Source organism: Synechococcus sp. WH 8109, from assembly GCF_000161795.2.
In the GTDB taxonomy this organism is placed as follows: Bacteria; Cyanobacteriota; Cyanobacteriia; order PCC-6307; family Cyanobiaceae; genus Parasynechococcus.
On record NZ_CP006882.1, the window covers coordinates 1,839,394 to 1,863,073 of the forward strand.

21 protein-coding genes and 1 pseudogene are annotated in these 23,680 nt (G+C 57.6%); 11 read left to right on the forward strand and 11 right to left on the reverse strand.

Features of this window, described 5'->3' with window-relative positions; all coding sequences use genetic code 11:
• Positions 1–23 precede the first annotated feature (23 nt).
• Both Syncc8109_RS09950 and Syncc8109_RS09955 read left to right on the forward strand, forming a co-directional pair.
• Positions 24–1,226 carry a glycosyltransferase family 2 protein gene (locus Syncc8109_RS09950; protein WP_006852011.1) on the forward strand — a complete coding sequence of 401 codons (1,203 nt, stop codon included), beginning with the start codon at positions 24–26 and terminating at the stop codon, positions 1,224–1,226.
• Positions 1,223–2,020, forward strand: coding sequence for a uroporphyrinogen-III synthase (locus Syncc8109_RS09955; protein WP_006850608.1), 798 nt, complete (start codon positions 1,223–1,225; stop codon positions 2,018–2,020). The genes Syncc8109_RS09950 and Syncc8109_RS09955 overlap by 4 nt, the downstream gene beginning before the upstream one ends.
• A 254-nt stretch (positions 2,021–2,274) precedes the next feature.
• Here Syncc8109_RS09955 and Syncc8109_RS09960 read toward each other — a convergent pair whose 3' ends face one another.
• Together Syncc8109_RS09960 and zds are read right to left on the reverse strand one after the other, a co-directional pair.
• Complete coding sequence (locus tag Syncc8109_RS09960) at positions 2,275–2,712, reverse strand: SRPBCC family protein (RefSeq protein ID WP_006851029.1); 438 nt, start codon at positions 2,710–2,712, stop codon at positions 2,275–2,277.
• On the reverse strand, positions 2,712–4,178 hold the full coding sequence (gene zds, locus Syncc8109_RS09965; protein WP_006851412.1) for a 9,9'-di-cis-zeta-carotene desaturase: 1,467 nt from the start codon (positions 4,176–4,178) through the stop codon (positions 2,712–2,714). Before zds ends, Syncc8109_RS09960 begins: the two co-directional genes overlap by 1 nt.
• 70 nt (positions 4,179–4,248) lie before the next feature.
• Here zds and Syncc8109_RS09970 point away from each other — a divergent pair, with 70 nt between their 5' ends.
• Genes Syncc8109_RS09970 through Syncc8109_RS09985 form a run of 5 tightly spaced genes read left to right on the forward strand, consistent with a single transcriptional unit; the run spans position 4,249 to position 6,763 of the window.
• On the forward strand, positions 4,249–4,641 hold the full coding sequence (locus Syncc8109_RS09970; protein ID WP_025362537.1) for an iron-sulfur cluster assembly accessory protein: 393 nt from the start codon (positions 4,249–4,251) through the stop codon (positions 4,639–4,641).
• 49 nt (positions 4,642–4,690) lie between these two features.
• Positions 4,691–5,110, forward strand: a complete 420-nt coding sequence (locus Syncc8109_RS09975; RefSeq protein WP_025362538.1) for a hypothetical protein — start codon at positions 4,691–4,693, stop codon at positions 5,108–5,110.
• 32 nt (positions 5,111–5,142) lie between these two features.
• Positions 5,143–5,310: a hypothetical protein gene (locus Syncc8109_RS12715; protein ID WP_006850483.1), complete on the forward strand. Its 168-nt coding sequence runs from the start codon at positions 5,143–5,145 to the stop codon at positions 5,308–5,310.
• Between the two features lie 14 nt (positions 5,311–5,324).
• The gene (locus Syncc8109_RS09980; RefSeq protein WP_025362539.1) at positions 5,325–6,494 is read left to right on the forward strand and encodes a lipid-A-disaccharide synthase-related protein; all 1,170 of its coding nucleotides are present in this window, start codon (positions 5,325–5,327) and stop codon (positions 6,492–6,494) included.
• On the forward strand, positions 6,491–6,763 hold the full coding sequence (locus Syncc8109_RS09985; protein ID WP_025362540.1) for a hypothetical protein: 273 nt from the start codon (positions 6,491–6,493) through the stop codon (positions 6,761–6,763). The genes Syncc8109_RS09980 and Syncc8109_RS09985 overlap by 4 nt, the downstream gene beginning before the upstream one ends.
• On the opposite strand, the gene Syncc8109_RS09990 is transcribed toward Syncc8109_RS09985, so the two are convergent.
• Positions 6,711–7,640, reverse strand: a complete 930-nt coding sequence (locus tag Syncc8109_RS09990) for a TIGR01777 family oxidoreductase (RefSeq protein ID WP_006850088.1) — start codon at positions 7,638–7,640, stop codon at positions 6,711–6,713. The genes Syncc8109_RS09985 and Syncc8109_RS09990 overlap by 53 nt on opposite strands.
• A gap of 82 nt (positions 7,641–7,722) precedes the next feature.
• On the opposite strand from Syncc8109_RS09990, the gene Syncc8109_RS09995 reads away from it, so the two are divergent.
• Positions 7,723–7,977, forward strand: coding sequence for an NAD(P)H-quinone oxidoreductase subunit O (locus Syncc8109_RS09995; protein ID WP_006850906.1), 255 nt, complete (start codon positions 7,723–7,725; stop codon positions 7,975–7,977).
• Here Syncc8109_RS09995 and Syncc8109_RS10000 read toward each other — a convergent pair.
• The 5 genes from Syncc8109_RS10000 to Syncc8109_RS10020 all read right to left on the reverse strand — a co-directional run bounded on the left by Syncc8109_RS10000 (position 7,956) and on the right by Syncc8109_RS10020 (position 14,907).
• Positions 7,956–10,022, reverse strand: a complete 2,067-nt coding sequence (locus Syncc8109_RS10000; protein WP_006850844.1) for a glycosyltransferase family 39 protein — start codon at positions 10,020–10,022, stop codon at positions 7,956–7,958. The genes Syncc8109_RS09995 and Syncc8109_RS10000 overlap by 22 nt on opposite strands.
• The gene (locus Syncc8109_RS10005) at positions 10,019–10,687 is read right to left on the reverse strand and encodes a J domain-containing protein (protein ID WP_006851630.1); all 669 of its coding nucleotides are present in this window, start codon (positions 10,685–10,687) and stop codon (positions 10,019–10,021) included. Before Syncc8109_RS10005 ends, Syncc8109_RS10000 begins: the two co-directional genes overlap by 4 nt.
• On the reverse strand, positions 10,684–11,652 hold the full coding sequence (gene cysK, locus Syncc8109_RS10010) for a cysteine synthase A (protein WP_006849785.1): 969 nt from the start codon (positions 11,650–11,652) through the stop codon (positions 10,684–10,686). The genes Syncc8109_RS10005 and cysK overlap by 4 nt, the downstream gene beginning before the upstream one ends.
• Before the next feature lie 117 nt (positions 11,653–11,769).
• Positions 11,770–13,272: an iron uptake porin gene (locus tag Syncc8109_RS10015; protein WP_006850415.1), complete on the reverse strand. Its 1,503-nt coding sequence runs from the start codon at positions 13,270–13,272 to the stop codon at positions 11,770–11,772.
• A gap of 213 nt (positions 13,273–13,485) precedes the next feature.
• A complete protein-coding gene (locus tag Syncc8109_RS10020; protein WP_006851572.1) occupies positions 13,486–14,907 on the reverse strand; it encodes an iron uptake porin in 1,422 nt (473 codons plus the stop codon).
• A 431-nt stretch (positions 14,908–15,338) separates the two neighbouring features.
• On the opposite strand from Syncc8109_RS10020, the gene Syncc8109_RS10030 reads away from it, so the two are divergent.
• Genes Syncc8109_RS10030 through Syncc8109_RS10040 form a run of 3 tightly spaced genes read left to right on the forward strand, consistent with a single transcriptional unit; the run spans position 15,339 to position 19,580 of the window.
• Positions 15,339–16,934, forward strand: a complete 1,596-nt coding sequence (locus tag Syncc8109_RS10030; RefSeq protein WP_006851533.1) for a glycosyltransferase family 39 protein — start codon at positions 15,339–15,341, stop codon at positions 16,932–16,934.
• Positions 16,935–16,957: 23 nt separating this feature from the next.
• Complete coding sequence (locus Syncc8109_RS10035) at positions 16,958–18,088, forward strand: glycosyltransferase family 2 protein (RefSeq protein WP_006850960.1); 1,131 nt, start codon at positions 16,958–16,960, stop codon at positions 18,086–18,088.
• Positions 18,051–19,580, forward strand: a complete 1,530-nt coding sequence (locus Syncc8109_RS10040) for a glycosyltransferase family 39 protein (protein ID WP_045172807.1) — start codon at positions 18,051–18,053, stop codon at positions 19,578–19,580. The genes Syncc8109_RS10035 and Syncc8109_RS10040 overlap by 38 nt, the downstream gene beginning before the upstream one ends.
• Positions 19,581–19,611: 31 nt before the next feature.
• Here the strand turns inward: Syncc8109_RS10040 and Syncc8109_RS11950 are convergent, their stop codons facing one another.
• From Syncc8109_RS11950 to Syncc8109_RS10045, 3 genes and pseudogenes are all read right to left on the reverse strand, one after another.
• On the reverse strand, positions 19,612–21,231 hold the full coding sequence (locus Syncc8109_RS11950; protein ID WP_232202423.1) for a glycosyltransferase family 39 protein: 1,620 nt from the start codon (positions 21,229–21,231) through the stop codon (positions 19,612–19,614).
• A gap of 34 nt (positions 21,232–21,265) precedes the next feature.
• Entirely contained in the window at positions 21,266–22,825 is a 1,560-nt protein-coding gene (locus Syncc8109_RS12435; protein ID WP_006849839.1) for a hypothetical protein, read from the reverse strand.
• Positions 22,826–23,145: 320 nt separating this feature from the next.
• Positions 23,146–23,606: pseudogene (locus Syncc8109_RS10045) on the reverse strand (photosystem II D2 protein (photosystem q(a) protein)); the annotation flags it as partial.
• Positions 23,607–23,680: the final 74 nt, after the last annotated feature.

A 23,680-nucleotide genomic window follows, 5' to 3' on the forward strand; every position in this document is an offset into this window, starting at 1 on the left:
CGCCAACCTTAAGCCGGCCGGCCATGCTCAGCCTCTCGATGATCGTGCGCGATGAAGAGGCGCGTCTCGGGGAGTGCCTGCGCTCCGTGCAGGGCTTCGCCGACGAGATGGTGGTGGTGGACACGGGCTCCACCGATGCGACGGTGGCCATCGCCGAAGCTGCTGGAGCCCGGGTTGAGCAGATCCCCTGGCCGGGTGACTTCGCCCCAGCCCGAAACCAGGCCTTGGAGTTTCTCAACGGGGACTGGGTGCTGGTGCTGGATGCAGACGAGCAGCTTCGTCCTGAGGCCATCCCCGCACTCAAAGCCCTGATGGCCCAGCCCGATGTGCTGGTGATCAACCTGCTGCGCTACGAGGTAGGGGCTGCCATGGCTCCCTATTCCAGCGTCAGTCGTCTATTCCGCCGCCACCACTTGATCGAGTGGAGCCGGCCATACCACTCGATGATCGACGACAGCGTTCGTACCGTGCTGGACGCCGAACCTCAATGGCGCATCGCCGATTGCAGTGAGCCGGCAATCCTCCATGACGGCTACCGACCGGAAATGCTGGCGGGCAGCGACAAGGCCGATCGGTTGCGGCAGGCTATGGAAGCTGATCTGCAGGAGCGTCCCGGTGATCCCTACGCCAGCGCCAAGCTCGGGGGGCTGTTGATCAGTGAGGGCAAGAACGAAGACGCCATTCCCCTGCTGGAAAACGGCCTGAAGCAGTGCGGTTCAGCCGGTGCCGAACGGTATGAACTGCTGCTGCACCTGGGATTGGCCCTGACCCCCAGTGATCCCGACAAGGCGGTGAACTGCTATCGGCAAGCCCTCGAGATTCCCCTGAACACACGGGTGAGTCTTGGAGCCCGCCTCAACCTGGCAGCTCGATTGATGGACCAGGGCAACCTGGAGGAAGCGATCAGCCTCACCCAAACCGCCGCCCACCGGGCACCGGAAGTGGCCCTCGCCTGGTACAACCTTGGGCTAATGCAACGCCGGCGAGGCGACCTCGCCGCGGCCCTGGAGGCCTACGGGCGCGCCCTCGCCCTGGATCCCAACAACGCTGAGTGCCATCAGAACAATGCCGTGGCCCAGTTATTGGGCGGCAACATCGACGCCGCTCGTACCAGCTTCATCCGCGCCATCAACCTGCTTCAAGCTCAGGGAAACGCTGACGCTGCTAAGCAGCTGCGCGAAAGGGTGGAGGGGGTGGTGAAACTGGACGGGGAGGCTGTCGCTTGAGCCAGGCCTTGCAAAGCCGAACGGTGGTCGTCACTCGCGCGGCCGACCAGCAAGGAGCCGCGCGCCAGCTGCTGGAGCAGCGGGGTGCGACGGTGCTGGATCTCCCCGCCCTGGTGATCGGACCACCCGACCACTGGGGTCCTCTCGATGACGCCCTCGAGGACTTGGAGAGCTTTCACTGGCTGGTGTTCTCCAGTGCCAATGGAGTGCAGGCCGTGGAACAGCGGCTGCAACGCCTTGGTCGTTGCCTGGCCAGACGCCCCGCCAGCCTCAAGATTGCCGCGGTGGGCCGCAAAACGGCGCAGGTGCTGGACGACCTGGGGGCGGCCGCTGATTTCGTGCCTCCTAGCTTCGTGGCCGACAGCTTGATCGATCACTTCCCGGTGTCGGGCTGGGGTCTCAAGATGCTCCTTCCACGGGTGCAGAGCGGTGGTCGCACCCTGCTGGCGGACGCCTTCGGTGAAGCCGGGGTGCGGGTTGTGGAAGTGGCGGCCTATGAGTCCGGCTGCCCCGCCACGATGCCGGAGCCAACAGCGACCGCCCTGGAGGAAGGTGAAGTTGATGCCATCGCCTTCAGCAGCGGCAAGACAGCGGAGCACACCGCGCAGCTGCTGGAACAGCGCTTCGGCCCAGGCTGGGCTGAACGGTTGGAGGGGGTGAAGGTGGTTTCAATCGGCCCCCAGACCAGCCGCAGCTGCCGCCAATGCTTCGGCCGGGTGGATGCGGAGGCCGACCCCCACGATCTCGAAGGGTTAGCCGAAGCCTGCGCTCAGGCGATACAGAAGGGATCCTGAGGCTCATCTTTCAGCTCGAAGCGAATACAACCGCGCACCGCATCGATGCTGGAGCACCGACCATCCAGTCGGCAGCAACAGCGGAGCATCCGCGCCAAAACTGCCATCTGCTCCCACACAGATCACACCACTGCCGTTGGGGGGGGGCACGATGGCTCGTTTCTGATCTCCCACCAACAAAACGCAAGTCAGGACAAGGCCAGTCGTGGGGTCCTAAGCATCCTCAGCCGAAGGCAGAGGGGTCAGGCCAATGCTTAGCCGCCTGCTTCCACCAGGTCACGGAAACGGTCAAGATTCGCCTGGAGCTCCTTGGTCACGATGCCCCCCAGGATGCTGGGTTCCATGAGCGGTGCCAAGACCCGCGGCAATTCGTAGGTCACGCTCAACTTGACCACAGTGCGGTCGTCGGCTTCGGGATAAAAGCGCACGGCACCCTTGGTGGGCAGGCCACCCACTGATTCCCAGTGAAGTTGTTGGGCTTCAACCCGCTGGGTGATCCGAGCCTTCCAGCTGAAGCGAAAGCCCTGAGCCGCCAGGGTCCAATCGGTGAGATCGGGATCCTCCAAGGGCGTGACCGACTCAATCCAGCGCATCCAACGGGGCATCGCCTCGAGATCACTCCAGACCTCCCAGACCTTGGCGGCCGGAGCCTGCACCTCGGAGGTGACCGTGTGTTCCAGCCAGCGTCCCATCAGGCCACCGCCGCGTTGGTGGCCAGCTTCACCGGCTGATCAAGGATGGCCGCCGCCGCCAGATGACCGCTCATCGTGGCCCCCTCCATCGAATCGATGTAATCCTGACGGGTGTAACTGCCGGCCAGGAAGAAATTACGGATCGGCGTGCGCTGCTCCGGGCGGTAGGGCTCCATCCCCGGGGCTTCTCGGTACAACGACTGAGCCAGTTTCACTACGTTGCTCCAGGTGAGCTTGAGGTTGCGGGCCGAGGGGAACAGTTCGCGCACCTGTCGGTCGGTGTGGGCCACGATCTCATCCACCGACTTGGGAATCCAGGGATCACCAGGGGTGAGCACGCATTGGAGCAGGGAGCCCTCTCCCTCCTTGCGGTAGTCCTCAGGACTGGCCAGGGCCAGATCGGCAAAACAGCTGAAATCGGCATCAGCCGTGTACAGCAGGTTATTAAGCCCTGTGGGTGTCTCCACATCTCGGCGCTGGTCTTCCTGGGCATCTCCCAGCTCGGTCACCCAGCCGTCGTAGCGGAGCTGAACGGTGGCCACGGGTACGGCCTCCAACTGATGAATCGCCTTGAACTGGGGGTAACGGTTCCAGGCCTCGGGCAGCAGTTTCTGAATCCCGGGCACATCACAGGCGGCCAGATAGGCGTCAGCCTCAACACGAATTTCTCCTTCGGGCGTTCCCAGCTGCAGGCCAGTAATCTCAGGGGATTCACCCTCGCTGTAGTCCACCCGCTTCACCCGGTGACGCAGATGCAACTTGCCACCACGATGCTGGATGTAATCGAGGATTGGACCCGTGAGCCAGCGGTGGGGTGATCCCTTCAGCAGATTGAGCTTGGAGGCTTCCGTCTTGGCCGCAAACATCATGAAGATGGTGAGCATGCAGCGGGCGGAGATGGCCTCGCAGTCGATGAAGCCCAGGGCGTAGGCAATGGGATTCCACATCCGCCGGATGCTTTCAGGGCTGCCGCCGTGGCCCACAAACCAATCCTGGAAACTGACGGAATCAAGAGCTCGGATGGTGCGCATCGCCCCCTCGTAATCCACCAGACCCCGCACGATCGGACTGGTACCCAGTGCCAGGGCGTTGCGCAGCTTGTCGATCCAGCTGAGCTGCGGTGTGGTGAAGAACGCCTTGAGGCCGTTGAAGGGTGCGCCTATGGGGAAGCGGAAATCCAGCTCCCGCAAATCGCCCCCCTTGTTCACGAACAGGTGCGTGTGCTGCTTCGGCAGAAGGTTCTCGAACGCTCCCACCTTGCGCATCAGAGCAAAGAGGTTGGCGTAGTTGAAGAAGAAGACGTGCAACCCCATCTCGATGTGGTTACCGCCCTCATCCACCCAGCTGCCCACCTTGCCGCCCATGAAGGGACGGGCTTCGTAGAGATTCACCTCATGGCCTGCATCCACGAGGTCCACTGCAGCGGAAAGACCGGCGAGGCCGGAACCAACGATCGCGACCCGCACAAGATCTGGTCAACTAAGTCGACTCTATGTATGAGCGTTCATAGAGTGAGAGCACGAGCCTGCGTTGACCATGACTTCCACCCCCGATACCGCGCCGGCCCATACCGCCAAAGACGGCAAGGGCATCCTGATCACCGAACCGGCGATGCAGCAGCTGGCAAAGCTTTGTGGCGAACAGGGTGTGAACCAGGTGCTGCGCGTCGGGGTGCGGTCCGGGGGTTGCAGCGGCATGAGCTACACGATGGATTTTGTACCCGCCTCAGACACCCTCGACGACGACGAGACCTACGAGTACATGGCGGCTGATGGTCAGAGCTTCCGGGTGATCTGTGATCCAAAAAGCCTGCTCTACATCTACGGAATGCAGCTTGACTTCAGCACTGCTCTGATTGGTGGTGGCTTCAACTTCACCAACCCCAACGCCAGCCAGACCTGTGGCTGCGGCAGCTCCTTCGCCGTGTGAGCGAAGCCACGTGGGAATCTGAGGGGAGATCACTGCCCTCTCCCTGTTGATGGAGACTTCCCAGGACAGCCTGTTTGAGCAGGCCATGGCCCGATATCAGGCCGGCGCCGCGGCCGAAGAGGTGCTGCCTGATTTCGCCCGCATCGTTGAAGCCGCTCCCCGCCAATCAGCGGGGTGGACCTGCCTGGCCTGGCTGCAGCTGCTTTGCGACCAGCCGGAGGAGGCGCTGCGGTCGGCACGTTTTGCCGTGAGACTCAACGGCCAGGACCCCCAGGCCAGGATCAATCTGAGCCTGGCGTTGCTGGAGACCCAATCCAAAGGCGTGCGCGACCACATCCAGGTAGTGCAGCAGGTGATGACTCTGGCCCCAGAGGTGTCCGGCGAACTCAAGGAATCGATCGCCGACGGGCTTGAGCGCAAACCCGGCTGGAAGGCCCTCGAAAAAGTGAAAGCCTGGCTTGAGCTCTGATCACAACGGATGCTCTGCATGACAGACCCTGCATGACAGCCACCTGGACCATCACCCGCCTGCCGTTCCAGGTTCGCGTGCGGCCTCCAGCGGATCGTTCGGCAGAATTGCTGCAGGAACGCCTGGCCAGCGAAGCGCGACGGTTGCAACTGGCCAGACGCGCCAACGGCATACCGGATCCGAGCACCTGGATGTGGTGATGGACAGCCCGGCGATGGCACGCATCCTGCTGCTAAGCAATGGCCACGGCGAAGACCTCTCAGGCGCCTTGCTGGCCCAGGAGCTTCAACAGCAGGGCCACAACGTACAGGCGCTCCCGCTGGTGGGCCTTGGCAGCGCCTATCAAAAAGCCGGGGTGCCATTGCTGGGACGCAGCCATGAATTCAGCACAGGCGGCATTGGCTACACCAGCCTTCGTGGGCGCCTCACCGAGATCGCCCAAGGGCAAGTGCTGTATCTGCTCCGACGCCTGATGCGTCTGATGCGGTGCCGGCGTCGCTTTGATCTGATCTTGGTGGTGGGGGATGTGATCCCTGTGATCGCGGCATGGCTAAGCCAATGCCCTGTGGCGACCTATCTGGTGGCCTACTCCAGCCACTACGAAGGGACGCTGCGCCTGCCCTGGCCCTGCGCCGCACTGTTGAAAAGCCAGCGGTTCAAAGCGGTGTACAGCCGCGATCAACGCACCGCCGAAGACCTCAGCAGACAACTGCAACGGCCGGTGACCTTCCTGGGCAATCCATTCATGGATTCGGTGCTCACAGCGGCCACCCCGCCGACCAGCAGCACGCCACGCATCGGTCTGCTGCCCGGCAGCCGCCGACCGGAACTGGAACAGAACCTGCAGCTGTTGCTGCGGCTGATCGAGCTGCTTCCCAGCACAGTTCGCTGCAACGTGGATCTGGCCCTGGTGCCCAGCCTCGATGAAAACAGCTTGCGGGGGCTGAGCGAACGATGCGGTTGGCACTTGGAGAACGGCGTGCTGGAACGTGAGGGAGCCCGGGCGATCAACGTCCGCCGCGGGGCTTTCCGTGCCGTGCTGCAGCACAGCGATCTAGTGATCGGCATGGCAGGTACCGCCATCGAGCAGGCCGTTGGCCTGGCCAAACCGGTGCTGCAGGTGCCGGGCCAGGGGCCTCAATTCACAGCAGCATTCGCTGAAGCCCAACGGCGCCTGCTCGGGCCGACGGTGTTCTGCGCCGATGGGGAGAGTGGCAGCCGTGAGGCTTTGGAGGGAACAGCGGAGCTAGCCATGGCTCTGCTTGCTCGTGCACGGCGGGATCCCGACTTGCAACAGCAATGCCAAGAAGAGGCCAAATGGCGCCTCGGGGACGCTGGTGGAAGCCCGAGAATGGCTGCAGCCATTTGCGCACTGCTTTCATGAGTGCCCCGCCAGAACCGGCCTGGAAACGCTGGCTCGACCGCCTGCTGATGGTGAACGTGCTGCTGGTGTTCATCGGCGCAGGGGTCTTTGCCGTTGCCGTGGTGCGACAGGGCCAAGGCCATGACTGGCTGATGGACCAGGTTCAGCTGCTGTGGCAACCCCTGTTCGCCCCAGCCATCAGCCTGTTGATCATGGCCGCGTTGGTGAGTGGCATCTTCAGCTGGTGGCAGCGGCGAGTGCTGAAGCCAGATCGGGGTAGTGGAAGCTGAAGTTCAGGGCGTCAAGCCGCTCCGAAGCAACCTGCTGGCCCTCCAACACCACCTTTGCGCCGTCCCCCAAAAGCACCTGAAGCACTGGAGCTGGCACCGGCAACAAACTAGGTCGGCCCAGGCTGCGCCCCAGCTGCTTGCAGAAGGCCGTCATCGAGACGGGCTCAGGAGCCACGGCATTGATCACGCCACTCCAGCTCTCGTCCGTGAGGGATTGAAGAATCAGGGCGCAGAGGTCAGTGCGGTGGATCCAGCTCATCCATTGCCGGCCACTGCCGATCGGACCGCCAAACCCTGTGCGAAACACCGGAAGCATTTTTCCGAGTGCGCCGCCGTCGCCCGCCAGCACGATGCCGATCCGCAGGGTGACCTGCCGTACAGCGGAAGGCACCGCCTCAGCCGCCGCTTCCCAGCGCTCACACAAGCTCGCAAGGAAGTCGTTGCCAGGGGTGCTCGATTCAAGAAAACGCTTGTCCAGGCTGGAGCCGTAGAAGCCGATGGCGGAGGCATTCACCAGCACCTTCGGTGGCGTTTCACAGGCCTCGATCGCCTTCACCAACTGAGAGGTCGTTTCCAGACGGCTGGTTTCAAGTAGCTGCCGGTGAGTCGGGCTCCAACGCTTCTCGGCAATCGGTTCCCCCGCCAGGTTGACAACCGCATCGGCCTGGTTCAGGGCATCCAATAGGCCGGCATCGGCCCAGGTGCTGCTGCTGGCAGGGTCGAATTGCATCCAGGTCAGTCGGCCATCTGCCCGTTCAGCGTCGTAGCCACGGGCCAAGCGGCGGCTGACCACGGTGAGCTGATGGCCAGCCTGAAGCAGGAGCGGCAGGAGCTCACGGCCAACAAAACCTGTGCAGCCAAACAGCAACAGACGCATGAAAGCGGGGGTGGTGAGGCTGGGAGGCTAAGGGGGTTCGTGGGCGATTGGTTTTAGCCTGGTGCCATCACGTCCCCCTGTCATGGCCGAATCCGATGCCGCTGCCCCCGCCAAGGCCAAGCCTGCTGCGCTGCGCAAAGGTGCCTTGGTCAAGGTGAACAGAGCCGCCTACAGCTCCAGTCTTGAGGCTGGCGCCAGCGATCCCACAGCACCCGACTACATCTTTGAAGGTCCCGGCGAGCTGCTGGTCGTGAAAGGGGACTACGGCCAGGTGCGCTGGAACCGTCCGGTCCCCGATGTTTGGCTGCGAATGGATCAACTGGAAGCCTGCTCCTGATCCTGATCTTGTTGGGGGGCAGGCTCAAGGGCCTCCTCCACGGCTGTGACGGCCGCTGGAACTGACGTTATGGCAGACGGGATGCGCCAAACAGCACCGGAGAGCACACTGCTGAGATCCCCGAGCGCCGACAGCACAGGATTCGAAACGCTGGCACCATTTGCAGCGGCGGCGGCCTGCCAGGGATTCCAAACCGCCAGGGTGACCACACTGCGATAGGCCGCTGGCCAGGGGTTGTCGGGCAACAGCCCTTGAAGGGCCTCGAATTGCTGAGCTGCCTCGACAGGGCGGTTTTCCAGCACCGCCAGCAGCGCAAGGGTCCAACGCGGTTGCACAGCATCGGGATCCTGTGCCAAGGCCGCCAAGGCCTCAGAACGCACCGGCTCCCGATAGCTGAAATGGCCATCGAGCATGTGTTCCTGCCCCACCACAGCGAACACTGGATCCAGCCCCACCGGCCCTGCCGCGAGGCCAGCGGCGAGGTCGGGGAAACTCTCCGCAAAGGATGGGCCTGCAATCGGATGCGTCGCGCGGCGGCGCCAGAGGGAATAACTCCCGCCACGGGGACGCGCGAACTGCTGCACCAGCTCGAACACACCGCTGCTGCGCACCGCTTGGTCCAGCCATCGGGCCGCTTTGCGCACCGATCCCTGGTCCCCTTCCGCTAACACGACCCATTCCGTGCGTGCCAGCACAGGCTCACGGTCCTGGAGGCTGCCCCCCAGCTGCCGGCCAACGGTCTGTCCCCCATGGCGACGACCGTAGAAGCTGACGTTGTGCTGGTTGAGATCGGAGGTGCTGGGTACCACGATCAACGTGGCGGGAGACCTGCTTGGATCGGCACCGCCGGCGGCCTCTACCAGCGCCTCCACCGGACCACGGGGCCTGTCTTCAAAGCGATGCAGCTGATGGGCCCAGCCCGCTGGGACAGAGGCCAGCAGCCCAGCACCAAAGACGGGCCACACGAACCTCGAACACCTGGACTCGAACCAATGGCCCCATTGCCACCACCCTCGAGCCAGGAGCAACACCAGTGATGGCAAAAGCGGCGTGATGTAGCGAGCGTCCTTGTTCGGGCTCAGGGTGGTTAACACCCAGGCCGCCACAAGATTGAGCAGGAGCCAGCGCCAGGACCAGGCATAGTCGCTTGAGAGCTTCCGGCGCTGCCAGCACCAAAGCAGCAGCCCCGACAAGCCCATCACCAGAAGCACCATGCCCAGCTGCTCCGGCAACAGGCGGGGGTACCACAGCCAACTGGCCAGGCTGAAGACACCAGGATCGCCTTCCCGGGCCGCCGACTCGAACACGGCTCGGTTGGTGCCGCCGAGGCTGGTGATCCAGTTGTGACGCAACCAGGGGGCGATCAGTACCGCCGTGAGCAGAGGCAGCAAAAGAGCCTGGCGCAACCAAGAGCCACCCCGCTGCAACGCGATCCCCGCAGCCCAGAGCCCAGCAGGAACAAGCACCAGCAGGGCGCTCTGCTTCACCAGCACCGCAGCGATGGCTGCCAGGGTGCAACCCCAGGCCTGCCACCAGCGGCCTCCGCTCTGGGGATCGCACCAGACCCCGAGACGCCAGATCGCCAAGCTGCAAGTGGCGACTAGGGGCATTTCCAGCACGTAATCCGTACGCAGCTCAAGAAAAGCCGGCGTCAACGCCGCCAAAAGGCAGGCGATCAGGGCCAGGCCATCCCCCTGCAGGCGCCGTCCCCAGCCCGCCATCACCACCAGGAACAACCCATGCCAGAGGCTCAAGCTCCAGGCCGCTTGTTCCGGGGCATCACCACTCAGCGCCATCACAGTGCCGTTCACCAGAGAGGCCAGGGGCGGAATCTTCGGTGAGTAATCCAGTAATGCCTGCCAACCCTGCCAACCGCCGCCGGGCAACAACCCCAAGGCGCGGCCGTGGTCCATGGCGCTATTGAGGTAGTCGGCCTGATCCCATGCTGGGACACCAGTCTGAAACGTCCACCAGAGCCGATCCACGAGGGTGGAGAGAAGCCAGATCAGAGCAACCAAAGCCCAGAAACGCCAGCGCTGTTTCACACGATCTCCAAGCGACGCCGTTCATCTTGCAGCCGCTTACGTCGCTGTTTGGCTTCTCGCAGCATCTCGCGACCATCGTGGAGATAGCCATCCACATAACCCATGGTGTAACGCTCCAGTTCTGCCAGGGCGTCTTCCACTTCCGAAAGGCAGTGATACAGGCTCAGGCCGAAGCCACGGGCAGAGACTGGCGTGGGCAACGACTGGAACAGTTGCTTGACCTTGTCCACACGGCGTCCGCTCGCCTCGAGATATCTACAGAACGCTTCCATCAGCTCGTCGTCGTAGGGATCAGCCGACAGTGCCTTGAGTTGCTTGGGGAAGGGATTGATCACCTCACCAAGCATGCGGTCGATCGGGGCATAAACCCGCCGCAGCCACTCCACCAGGGCATCATCCGCGGCCACCGCACGATCGTGGACACGGCTGGCCCGGCGCAGCTCCGTCGGCGATGCCGCTCGGCCCGGCCGAGACCGCGTGCGATCAAAGGCCTTACGGCGCTCGGCATCCCCGAGAACTTCCCAGGCGGCATTGAGGGCCAGCATCTGCTGGTCGTCTCCACCGGCATCGGGATGGTGCTGCTTCACCAGCTGGCGATAAGCCGCCTTGATTTCAGCATTGCTGGCGGTGCTGCTGACACCGAGCACGGCATAGGGGTCGCTCACAGCTGGCCATCCCTTCGGGCAGGAAGTTGCGACGCAGCACTGAACATCGGGGTGGAGAGGTATCGCTCGCCATAACTAGCGAGCATCACCACCAGCCGTTTGCCCGCCATGGCGGGCTCTTGACCCACCCGCAGGGCCGCTGCCATGGCCGCGCCACTGCTGATCCCACAGAGCAGGCCTTCCTCCCGGGCCAAACTCCGGCCCACCTGCATCGCTTCCTCATCGCTCACCGTAAGGATCGAATCAATCCGGTCCAGTTCCAGCACCGCAGGCACAAAACCAGCCCCGATCCCCTGAATGCGATGGGCCCCAGGCGGCTTTCCGGACAGGACGGCACTGGCCTCGGGCTCAACGGCAATCACCTGAAGCTGAGGCTGGCGCTGTTTCAACAGACGGGCACAGCCGGTAATGGTGCCACCGGTCCCCACCCCTGCCACAAAGGCATCGATCTGGCCCTCGGTATCACGCCAGATCTCTTCAGCCGTGGTGCGTTCATGCACGGCTGGATTGGCGGGGTTGTCGAACTGCTGCAGCAGGTAGGCGTCAGGAATCGCCTCAACCAACTCCTTGGCTAAGGCGATGGCCCCATTCATGCCCTGGGCACCATCGGTGAGCTGCAACTCGGCGCCGTAGGCCCGCAGCATCGCCCGACGCTCAGTGCTCATGGTGTCCGGCATGGTGAGAATCAGCCGGTACCCACGGGCCGCCGCCACCATGGCCAAGGCGATCCCGGTGTTGCCGCTTGTGGGTTCCACAAGCACCGTTCTGCCGGGAACGATCGTGCCGGCTTGCTCCGCCTCCAGCACCATGGCACTGGCTATGCGGTCTTTCACCGAAGCGGAGGGATTGAAGCTCTCCAACTTGGCCAAGATCTCGGCCTGGCAGCCGCAGGCCTGAGGAAGACGGTTCAACCGCACCAGGGGCGTGCCACCGATCAAGGCCGTGATATCAGGCGCGATGCTCATGGCTGCAGCTTGCCTAGAGAACGACCATAAAAAAAGCCCTCCACAGGGGAGGACTTGGGATATGTGTGTGTGTGAGGGAAAGTGTTCTGGTGGCCCAATCGAAATTGGGCCAAATGATCAGAACTTGAAGACGGTCTGGAGGACGGCACCAAACTGCTCCTTGCCAGATACACCCTGGCTGGAGCTGGACTCGGGCAGATAGAAGATTGCCGGAATCATGGTGATGTTCTTGGAGACCTTGTACTTGAGCGAGGCTTCCCAAGCGAGCTCGGGAGCATCGGGATCAGTGCCGTCTTGGGACTCGACATACAGGGGAGCACCGAAACCAACAGCCAAGCTATGGGGAGTATTGGCGACTTTGTCCCACTGCAAACCCACCATCCAAGTGCGGGCCTCGTCGACGGTGCTGCCCTCGAGATCAGACCAGCCATAAGCAAGGCTTACAGAAGGAATGAAGCCAGTCTCTTCAGGCTTCCAGAAGCCGTTCAGAGCGAAGTTCTGAGAGTCGACGTTGTCGCTGCCACAGCTCTGTTTGACACTCTTATAAGCAGTACCGAATCCTGCGCCACACTGGCCATAGCGGTAACCGAGAGCAGCGCCCCATTTCTTGGTGCCGTAACCAATCTGAGCAGTGGTGTTGCCCTTGGATTTAGCAGTGAACATGCCCTTTTCGGAGCTGGCCTGTTCCCCGTCATCAGCGACGTAGTTCAGAGCAGCTGTCAGACGGGGCTCACCCTTAGCAACTTTCTGCTTCCAGATCACACCAACGAGACCGCCGGTCTCTTTGTTGTAGACATTGCCAGCACCAAACTGACCACCGAACATGTTCAGGGTCTTGACCGTGTAGGCCGTTGGCTTCATGCCAAGGCTTTCGGTGTTGCGGGCCATAGGACCAGCAATGGCTGTAATACCTGACCCCACCGGGAACTTGTAGTACAGGCGGTCGAGCTTGAGGGTGTTACCGGACATGCCGGAAACATCCAACTTGCGGAAGCCGCCCGAGAAGGCGCTGCCGTCCTTCATGTTGCCGGCACGCAGGCGAGCAAACAGAAGGTCCTTTCCAGTGAAGGAGGTCTTCAGGCCGAGGCGGTAGTCGTAGGAGAAGCTAAATGCGTCGTCGTCAGCCTTAGCACCAGCATCTTCAGAGTCCATAGCGCCAGTCACAAAGGTGGCTTTGCCTTTGAGCTTGGTGGTGGTGGAGAACTGGGTTGCTTCCAGTTCGCCGACGCGGGCCTCGAGGCCGTCAACGCGACCCTTAAGGATGGCCAGCTCGGTTTCGAACTCAGCCATCAGGCGACGCAGCTCGTCGGTCACTTCGGTGACGCGGTCGAGGCAAGCGTTCAGCAGGGCAGCCGCTTCGTAGCGGGTCATGGCCCGGTTGCCACGGAAGGTGCCGTTGGGGTAACCGGCCACGCAGCCGTAGGTCTCAACCAAACCAGCCAGTGCCTGATAGGCCCAGTCGGTGGGGTAGACGTCAGAGAATTGGGTCACGCTGGTGACCTGATCAGCGGAAGCCGCGTAATCAGAAACGCCGTTGATGTTCAGCTCGGCGGCATTGGCGCCGGTGGCCAGAAGGCCAAGGGCGGCGGGAGCCACCAGCAGTTGCTGGAAAAGCTTCATTTTGGGTTCTCACACCAAGAGAAAAAGTGCCGGCAAGACATGCCAGCGGCTCCACGCTATTGGCACGGCTTCACTCCGTCGCTAAGGGCAAATCAAGGGATATTTATGTATTGATTAAGACTATTTATTTGCTTTGTGACGCCAAAAAAAAGCCCCCCACCAAGGGTGGAGGGCTAAAGATCTGAAGAAGAGCCCTAGGACTCAGTCTTTTGATCAGAACTTGAAGGTGGTCTTCATGATGCCGCCAAACACGTCGTCCTTGCCGTCCTCGTCAATGCCGAAGATTGCAGGGGTGACAGTGATGTTGTCGCTAACAGCGAAGCTGTAGAAGACTTCCCACATGGTGTTATCAACACCATCTTCATATGCGGGGGCAGAACCGATTGCGCCACCGAAGGAGTTACCTTCAACGAACACATCGCTCCACTCGAGACCCACATACCAGGACTCGATGTCGTCCTTCACGCCCTCTTCATCAGCTGAGGAATAACCGGTGCTGATGGAAGGAACGAAGCCTGCATCGGCGGGCTTCCATGCTGCAGCCACACTGAAGCCGTCGCGGTCAGCAGTGGAGGAGTTACCGATGGCAAGGCCAACGTTTTGGTCGAAGGAATAACCAACCTGAGCAAGCAGGTTGCCATCGAAGGCTTCACCTTCGTAGAAGAGCTGCCAAGAAGAGGTGGAAGCAGTCTCGTTGGTACCAATACCTTTGCTGGAATCAGCACCATTTTTGGCGACGTAGTTGCCGCTCACCTTGAAGCCGCTGTCACCGAAGGTGTAAACAGCACCGACACCGGAGCCAGTGAAGCCCAGGTTGTTGGTGGTAGGTGCACCGCCGTAGGTGAAGAAGTCGAGCAGCAGATCAGAGGGGTAGTACGTGGCATAGCCGGCGTACATGGAGGCATCGTCAGTACGGACGATGGGACCTGCTGTGACGCTCAGGGAGTCGCCAACAGGGAAGGTGTAGAACAAACGGCCAACCTTGACGCTGTTACCGCTGCTCATAGCGGTTTCGACGAAGGTCAGACCAGTTCCGAAGATGGAATTGTCGAAGTTGCCAGACCGCAGAACGGTGGTCAGCTGATCCTTACCGGTGAAGGAGGTAGCCAGCTTCAGACGAAGGTCGTAATTGAGGGTAGTGGCTTCTTTGCCATCGATACCATCAACAGCACCAAGAACCCAGGCGGTGTAACCCTTGAGCTTGGTGGTGGTGGAGAACTGGGTTGCTTCCAGTTCGCCAACGCGGGCCTCGAGGCCGTCAACGCGACCCTTAAGGATGGCCAGCTCGGTTTCGAACTCAGCCATCAGGCGACGCAGCTCGTCGGTCACTTCGGTGACGCGGTCGAGGCAAGCGTTCAGCAGGGCAGCCGCTTCGTAGCGGGTCATGGCCCGGTTGCCACGGAAGGTGCCGTTGGGGTAACCGGCGACGCAGCCGTAGGTCTCAACCAAACCTGCCAGTGCCTGATAGGCCCAGTCGGTGGGGTAGACGTCAGAGAATTGGGTGACGCTGGTGACCTGATCAGCGGAAGCCGCGTAATCAGAAACGCCGTTGATGTTCAGCTCGGCGGCATTGACGCCGGTGGCCAGAAGGCCAAGGGCGGCGGGAGCCACCAGCAGTTGCTGGAAAAGCTTCATTGGATTCCTCACACAGGAAATTGGCGCTACTACGCCAAACCGGATTTTGAGGGCTGGTCACTCGTTATCCAATGCAGCTTGTGCCGGTGCTTACATCGACATGTATCAGCAGATACCGTTTGGATCTCAGCGAATTCACCCTGAATGAACGATGCCCCCGTCCGGCAAGCCGAACGGGGGCTCTCGCCGGGTCCGCTTTTGCCGCAGAACCGGATGATCAGTCAGAAGGCGCCGTTCAGCCGGCGTTCTCCGCGATCAGCAGACCCTGGATCAAACAACTGGAAATCATGGACACCTCCTCCTGAAGGATTGTGAATGCCGGCAACGCCTTCGGAGTTGTGCTCACCTCCAGAAGGAAGCATTCACCTCTCCACGCCGCTGCATCCTGAACACCAGGACCATACTCAGTTTTTGATGTGATGAGGGGCCCCATGCGCTCCGGCTCAGCTCCTGACGAAGCACCTTGGATCGCATTGGCAGGGCTCGGCCTGGCCGCTGCCGTGCTGGCCCTGATCGGCCTCGGAGATCTCCCGCTGCGGGACTTCGATGAAGCGACCGTGGCCCAGGTGGCCCTCGAACTTCGCCATGGGCTTGGAGAAGCCCCGTTGCTGCCCACCCTCTGGGACAAGCCTTATCTCAACAAGGCGCCTGGTCTGCACAGCCTGATCGCCCTCGTGATCAGCACAACAACCCAACCCGACCAGCTCCCCTCGGAATGGACGGTCCGCCTGGTGCCTGCCGTGCTGTCGTGCCTGGTGGTGCCACTGGGGGGCTGGCTGCAATGGGTGCTGCGCCCTGGGGATCGCTCCAGCGCCCTCGCCACCAGCGTGATTCTGCTCACGCTGCTGCCAGTGGCACGGCACGGACGCCTGGCCATGCTGGATGGCACCCAGCTAACGGCCATGGCTGTGCTTTGGCTGGCCCTGCTGCAGCTCACCCGCAGCCGAACCAGCGCACTCTGGGGGACCGTCGCCGGTCTAATGGCCAGCGCAATGTTGCTGCTCAAAGCCCCGCTGCTGGTGCCCGCGGTGGTGGCTGGCGGTTTAGCGCTGGCCTGGGGCCGGGAATGGAAAAGCTGGAACAACCATGCAGCAGCCCTCAGCGGAATGCTGCTGGGCCTGACCCCAGGAGTCGGCTGGCATCTCTGGCATGCCCACATCCGAGGGAGCCAGGCGCTCTGGCTCTGGGGCGGCGATGGTGCCGGGCGGGTTCTTCTGGATGCCGGCGAAGGCAGTGATCTGGGCTGGCGAGTCCCGGTGATCGAAGTGCTGGAGGGGGGCTGGCCCTGGCTGCCACTGCTGCCCTTCGCCCTGATCTGGGCCTGGCGTTGGCGTCAGAGCCGCTGGGGCCGATGGTCTCTGGCTTGCCTGCTGACCCTGGCCGGAGCCATTCTTCCGCTGCGCACCCAGCTCCCCTGGTACAGCCACCCGCTCTGGCTGCCCATCGCTCTCCTCTGCGCCCCGCTACTGGTCTGGCTGGTGGAGCGGCCCTTTTCTTCCAAGAGTGCACCGGAGAGCCCAAATCCCCCCTGGCGCTGGCTACTGTTCCAGCTTCCAATGTTCTGGTGCGGGCTCGGTCTGCTGCTCCTGCTGCTTTGGCTGAGCAGCTTGAGCAGCATCGGCAGCAGCCTTGTGCCCTACCGCAGCCTGGCGGGTGCGCTCGGTCTCGGCTGGTGTGTGGGCGGATGGTGGCTGCGCTCTGCAACACCGCAACGAAGACGGCTAGGCGTGATCTATCTCAGCTGCGGCAATGTGGCAGCACTGGCCCTCTTGTTTCAATCCCCCCTCTGGTTGTGGGAGCTCAACGAAACCTGGCCCGTGCAACCGGTGGCAGCCTTGGCCCGTGCCAACCCTGGAAGCGAGATCAGGCTGAAGGGTTACGACGAACGTCCGAGCCTCAACTGGTACGCCGAACAACGCATTGAGCGGTTCAAGGGTGGCCCAGGTCGCCGGCTCAGCGATAAGCCCCAGAAGGACTGCATCACCGAAGGCCAAGCGAGGCAATGGACGCTAGCCAACTGTCGGTAGCCTGAACTGGACTGGAGCCCGCTGTGTCGTCCACTTCGGAACGTGAAGGACCGACAGGCCAAAGCGGCCTGTCGATCGTTCTTCCCACCTTCAACGAGGGCGGTTCCATCCGCCAAGTGATCGAATCCCTGCTCCGTCTTGAGACGGAGCATCCGATCGAGATCCTGGTGGTCGATGACGATTCTCGGGATGGCACCCCTGATCTAGTTCGCTCACTCGCCCGCCAAGACCCCAGGATCCGGATCATTCAACGGGTGGGACGCTCCGGACTGGCCAGCGCTATCAAGGAAGGCCTAATCGCAGCCCTCCATCCCACCGCTGTGGTGATGGACAGCGATGGCCAGCACGAACCTGCCTCCGTTGGCGAGGCCGTGCAGCTGCTGGATCGAGAGGGACTGGACCTCGTGGCGGGGAGCCGCTTCCTCGACCACTCCAAGATCCGGGGGCTCAGCGATCGACGCACCGACGGTTCCACCCTCGCCAACCGCCTTGCCCGATGGAGTCTTCCCAGGTCGTATGGGCACCTGAGCGATTGCATGAGCGGCTTCATCGTGCTGCGCCTCAACCGCTGCTTACCGCTGGTGCGCCAGGTGGACGTCAACGGCTTCAAATTCCTCTATGAGCTCCTGGCCATCAGCCACGGCCGCCTACAGGTGGGAGAAATTCCACTGAACTTTCAGCCACGGCTGCATGGCAGCTCCAAACTCGATCTCGCCATCCTCTGGGACTTCATGGTGTCCCTAATTCACACCGCAACCCTGCGGATGCTGCCGCGACGGGCGATCAGTTTCGGGCTTGTAGGGGCTTCCGGGGTGATGGTTCAGCTGCTATCAACAGCACTGCTGATGGGCCTGTTCAACCTGGAATTTCAGCAGGCGCTTCCCGTGGCAGTCATCACGGCAGCAAGCTCGAACTACTTGGTGAACAATGCCCTCACCTTTCGAGACCGACGCCAGAGCGGCCGGCAACTGATCCGGGGGCTGCTCAAATTCCTCCTGGTGGCCTCCCTACCGGCGCTTGCCAACGTTGGCCTTGCGACCAGTTTTTACACACTGATTCAGGCCCATGCGCTCTGGGCCCAACTGGCGGGCATTGTTGTCGTCTACGTCTGGAACTATGCGGCCTCATCCCGATTTGTCTGGAACAGCCCCTAAGCCGACCTGGCTGCCCATCGCTCTGGGAAGCCTGCTGCGGCTGGTGCAGATCTGGATGCCCGTGGTCGGCGTTCACAGCTGGCGGCAAGCCGACACTGCAGCCATGGCAAGGCATTTCAGCCAGGCAGGCACACCGATCTGGCTGCCTCAGATCGATTGGGGCGGTGCAAGTGCCGGCTTTGTCGAATCGGAATTTCCCCTCTACCCCTTTCTGGTAAGCCGCCTGTACAACCTTATGGGGGTACAGGAATGGCTGGGCCGCGGACTGTCGGTGCTCTGCAGCGCACTGACCATCTGGCTGGTGATGCGCCTGGGCCGGCGTTGGTTCACCCCCCAGGTCGGTTGGTGGGCGGGCCTGACCTTCGCCCTCGCACCCTTGGGGGTGTACTACGGAAGGACCTTTCAAGCAGAAGCCTTATTGGTTTTGTGTGCCGCGGGATCACTAGAAGCCCACAGCATCTTTGTTGAACGACGAAAAGCGTGGGCACTGAGCCTGAGCTGGATTTGCTTTACCGGAGCAGCACTAATCAAAGTTATTCCCTTGCTCTGGCTAGGCCTGCCTCTACTGCTCATGCAGCTCACACCTTCGCCTCGCGCGAAGGCGGAATCTCCTGAACAGATGCTGCGACGGCTCTTACGATTGACTCTGAATCCATGGTTCTGGGTGTATGCATCAACGGCTCTGGCGGTTACGTCAGCCTGGTACCTGCATGCCTACCAACTAGGTGAAGCTAGCGGTTTGACGTTTGGATTCTGGGGAGAGGATAGCGATCGCAGCAACATCGGATTAGCACTAAATCTCTCAAGCTGGGTGAACCTTGCAATCCGAACTGGTCTACGCGCGCTTGTTGTAACAGGAGTCCCCTTGCTAATGATCGGCACCGTGAGGAGCTGGAGATTTGGCGGAGGACGCATCGCACTTGGAGGAGCGATCGGGATGCTGATTTGCACCGTTATGACAATGAGATCAAGCACCGTGCATGAGTATTACCAATTCCCCTTTTTACTATTCAGCTCACCACTTGTAGGCCTGGGATGGGAAACCATGCAATACAAACAACGACGCTGGCCGATTCAAATGTTGCTCAGCATCACATTAATCGCCAGCCTTTCAATCCTCTCAATTGACTACTGGGCAGTAGAAGCACGACAACGCAGCATCTGGATGCCACTTGCAGAAAGTATTCGAAGAGAAATCCCAGCCAATGCCCGAGTTGTGAGTGTCACTGATTCAGACCCAACGCTATTAAACCTTGCACGAAGACAGGGATGGATCATGCCAAGCAGGGAATTAACACTGGATCAGCTCAAAAAACTCAAAGACGATGGGGCCAGCTACTTAACAGGCAGCCTGAGCTGGCATAACACTTATACGCCAATGCAAGAAACCGAATCAAATAGAATTAGGGAATTAATTCAGGCACATAATTCATCTTTTAAAGACGCAAACCAGCAGACATATTTGATCCCAATAAAAAATTTGATACCTTAGGCAACTAGCGCTTACTCGTTTAGTTAATAAATTATCTAAAATAAAAATTTGATATTTTATGACCAGTTAAATCCTGCAAAACCTTCCTCTTTGAAGATTCTACAGAGACCAAACACCTACCATTCGCAGGAGACAAGCCGCCCAAAGACCGCAAAACATAAGGATTATCCAAGTAAAAACTTAGGACTGTCTCATCTTTACTAGGAAGCCCATAAAGGTATACGCCGGCCTTACAATCACTATTCACAGAGCTAGCCAATGCCTTGAGCTCCTTGTTAGTACTCCAAATAATACCGCTTGCTGATAATGCAAAAATAGTAAAATATTGTGCCATTAGAAACGCAAAAATTAAAGCAAAAGGAGAAATCTTGCGCCGAGAGAAAACCCTAGCATAAAAAGCATAAAAGCATAAAATAGAAGAAAGAATTACGGCAAAAAATACAGCATAAAATGAGGCATCTTGCAGGTCTTCACGTCTAAAATAAAGAGCGCATGCACCCAACATGTAAAGCACAAACATGACGCCAGCAAAGCTAGTCTCAAGCTTAAATGTGCTTCTTTTAGATATTAAATCCATACGAGCGATATTCAGCGAAAGTAGGGGTACAAGAGGCAGCAAATAATGATAATGCTTAGTCCCCATAAAAGACAATGCGATCATATAGATCAATGGAAATAATATTGTCAACGCATTAAGCTCCATTCGCAATGCACGTGCTTTGGCAGAAAATATTATTTTCCCAAAAGACTGCATACGTGGCAAAAGAAAGACAAAGGCAGGAAAGGTCAATAATACAAGCCTTGTAAAGTAGAAAGGAAGACTAGAGAATAAATTCCATTCATTCACATCAGCCTTTCTCGATGCAAACGAAACAAGAGAAAATAAACCAGAGTATCCATGATCTCCGAAAACCGATAAGAGGTTAAATATTAGTGGAATTGAACCCAGGAATACACCACTTATTACCCAAATCCAAAATTGGATACTTCGCAAATATTTCAGTACAAAAATTAGTGGAAGCAACGATATAAGCGGTATCAATGCGGCCAAACTTCGCACAAAAAGGGACATTGTGACACACGCACCAAAGCCAAGTATTTTCCAGCGAAAGATTCTACGCGATGCATCTTTAGCAGATGTTAAAAAATATACTTGTGCCATTATTAGTGCAATCAAAATCATATCAGGTCCTGCTGTACGCAACGACTGAAAATAAATAGGCATAGCAATTAATGATAAAGAAGCAACCAGAGAATTCAGAGGCTTAAAGTATCTCAGAGAAGTAAAATAAAAAAACAATGTTGCTATATATCCTGCTACAATGCTCGGCAATCTAGAAGCCCAGTCACTAATTCCAAAGATCTTCAGACTTATAGCGATTGCCCAATACGAACCAACTGTTTTGTGGTGAGGCGATGTAAATGGAGAGAGCCAATCTCCTGAATCAGATATTAACCTTGCTCGTCTTGCATAAAGACCTTCGTCATGAGCGATTAAACTCTGAGCATCAGGCCACATTAGCGAAATAAAGACGATCAATATCAATAAAGATATAAGAAAAATATGTACATTTATAGTATTCTTTTTAAGAAGAGAACGCATTGAAAGCTTGTTAAGCAACTGCATTGGGAAAGAAAGATTAGCTCTCAACAAAATTCAGAGTATCGATATAGGATATTGCACATCACCTACTCAAGGCCTTGACACGACCAACTTTATAAATATGGTATCTTTCTGGCTTATTATACGAACGAAGAAAACTTTTGACAAATTCAATCGTTATATCATCGGAGAGTTCTAAATGACCTCGCCCAAAATCATGCTTTAATTTTGAGCTATTGCTTAGAATTACAAGCAACGAATTATTATTTGGATGCGAATCCATGTATTCTTGAATATAATCCAATGAGTTCTCTCTACTTAATGATGAATTCCGATTAACCCACTCAGCAAAGGTACCTAATCGATTGATTTCAGGATAATAAATTGATTTCCCAAGATAACCCGAGACAGAAGCAAGCTCTACATCCCTGGAACCAAACAAAGGCCAATTAGCATACTCTGAATTTCTTATAAAAGTAGCAACTTCTTTGCTCGCAGAATATGGGTAAACAATATCAAGGAAAACCCTATGAATCCCTGCAAAGAAATGAATAACTAGAATAATAGATAAAAATAACGAGAATCTGGATTTAGATTCAATTAAATATGACTGCTTAACGTTGACCCCCGAACTGCTGCAAGACACCGAAAGATCTGATCTACACAGCCAAACCGAAGCCATTATAATTATAAAATAAATTCCGAAATGCCTTGAGCCTGCGCCACTATATACAGCAGCATTAAAGCAAAGCAAACAAAATGTAGACGAACAATAGAACAACAGCGCTTTTCGTGAACACCTTATATACAAGATTGTAGTTAGCATTAATGCAACAGATACAGCAGCTGACACTGATAAATCAATCCATCGGGAGGAGTTAGGTACAATTAAAATATTACCACCTAAGTATCTACCAAAAGCAACTAAAATTGACTTCAAGCTTATACCAATGGACGCACTATCAATACTTCGGGAGGTCTGAAAAAGGCTATTCAATGACAGCCATGTAGCAATAAATACAACAATCGCAGACGCAAGGTAATTCAAAGAATCTACAGAAGAAAACTCCCGCTCACCTTTGCGTAATCTTTTATATAAAGTGTCATCGGCTACTGTAATAAAAAATCCAATTGCAATACTCCAAGCGAGAGCATGAGTATTCAGCAGCAAAGCTATGAGAAATGATATGCCAACTAGGCTATATTTTCTCTTGCTTACATAAATTACGCCAACAAAAGTCAAAAGCTGGATTACAACATAGTGCCTAGAGATAAGGCAATACTCCCAAAACGGGAAATAGCCAAACGCGAATAATAACTTCTGAAACTTTGAGAAAGGAGCTCGACTTAAAAATACAAAGACACAAGTCGCCGCAAGTGACCATTGCATTAGCTGCAGGGACAATGGGTTTTCATATATCAATGAAGATATAAACGTTAATAATGGGTAAACTATAGGATGTCCAGATGGAGCATTATTATTCCACAGCTCAAAAATATTTGAGCTTCCTACTGCTACCAACCAACCCTGCATCTCATCACGCCAAAGCACATGTGAAGAGACGCCAACTAGCGTAATCGCGATATAAATTATAAATACTACTTTAAGTGAGATTTTTGAGCTTAAGTGGCGTATAGACATCAACTTTTTAAAATAGGCAAGGCATATAAAGCGTAAGCAAAGATGGAGCGAAAAGATATTTTGTAACCAAATTTAATTACTTTTTTAGATTCAAAAGTATCGACTAGGTAGCAAGGCGAAGTATTGATTGCGATTAACGAACTCAGAACAAGACGAGGGTAATACTTAGAGCTAATCTAGAGAATATTATTACCAAGCGACCGCGGATCAGTACAAGCAGATTTACCATTCATTGCCGCCCAGGAATCGTCAATAAGAGCAGCCTAACGCTTAAAATAAAGGCAAATAAATTATAAAAGATTTTTGCAAAATAATTAATGCAGACCTTCATTCAGAAGGATGTTCTTGGTGTAGAAGGTCTCGAATTCGGGATCTTCTGCAGCGCGGATTTCCTGTGACACGAAGTCATAGGCGCGCAGGTTGAGGGCCAGGCCGATGATGCCGATGGAACTTGTCCACAGGCCCATCACAGGCACGAACAGCATGAAGAAGTGCAGCCAGCGCTTGTTGGAGAAGGCGATACCGAAGATCTGACTCCAGAAGCGGTTGGCGGTGACCATCGAATAGGTCTCTTCTTCCTGAGTGGGCTCGAACGCCTTGAAGGTGTTGGCCTGCTCACCGTCCTCAAACAGTGTGTTTTCCACGGTGGCGCCGTGAATGGCGCAGAGCAGTGCACCGCCGAGGATGCCGGCGACGCCCATCATGTGGAAGGGGTTCAGGGTCCAGTTGTGGAAGCCCTGGAGGAAGAGAAGGAAGCGGAGATTGCAGCCACACCGAAGGAGGTGCAACCCCCTTGCAGGTCACAGCCAAAAGCAGCACCTTGCATAAAGCACAGGTTAAGCAAAGGTTTAGGAA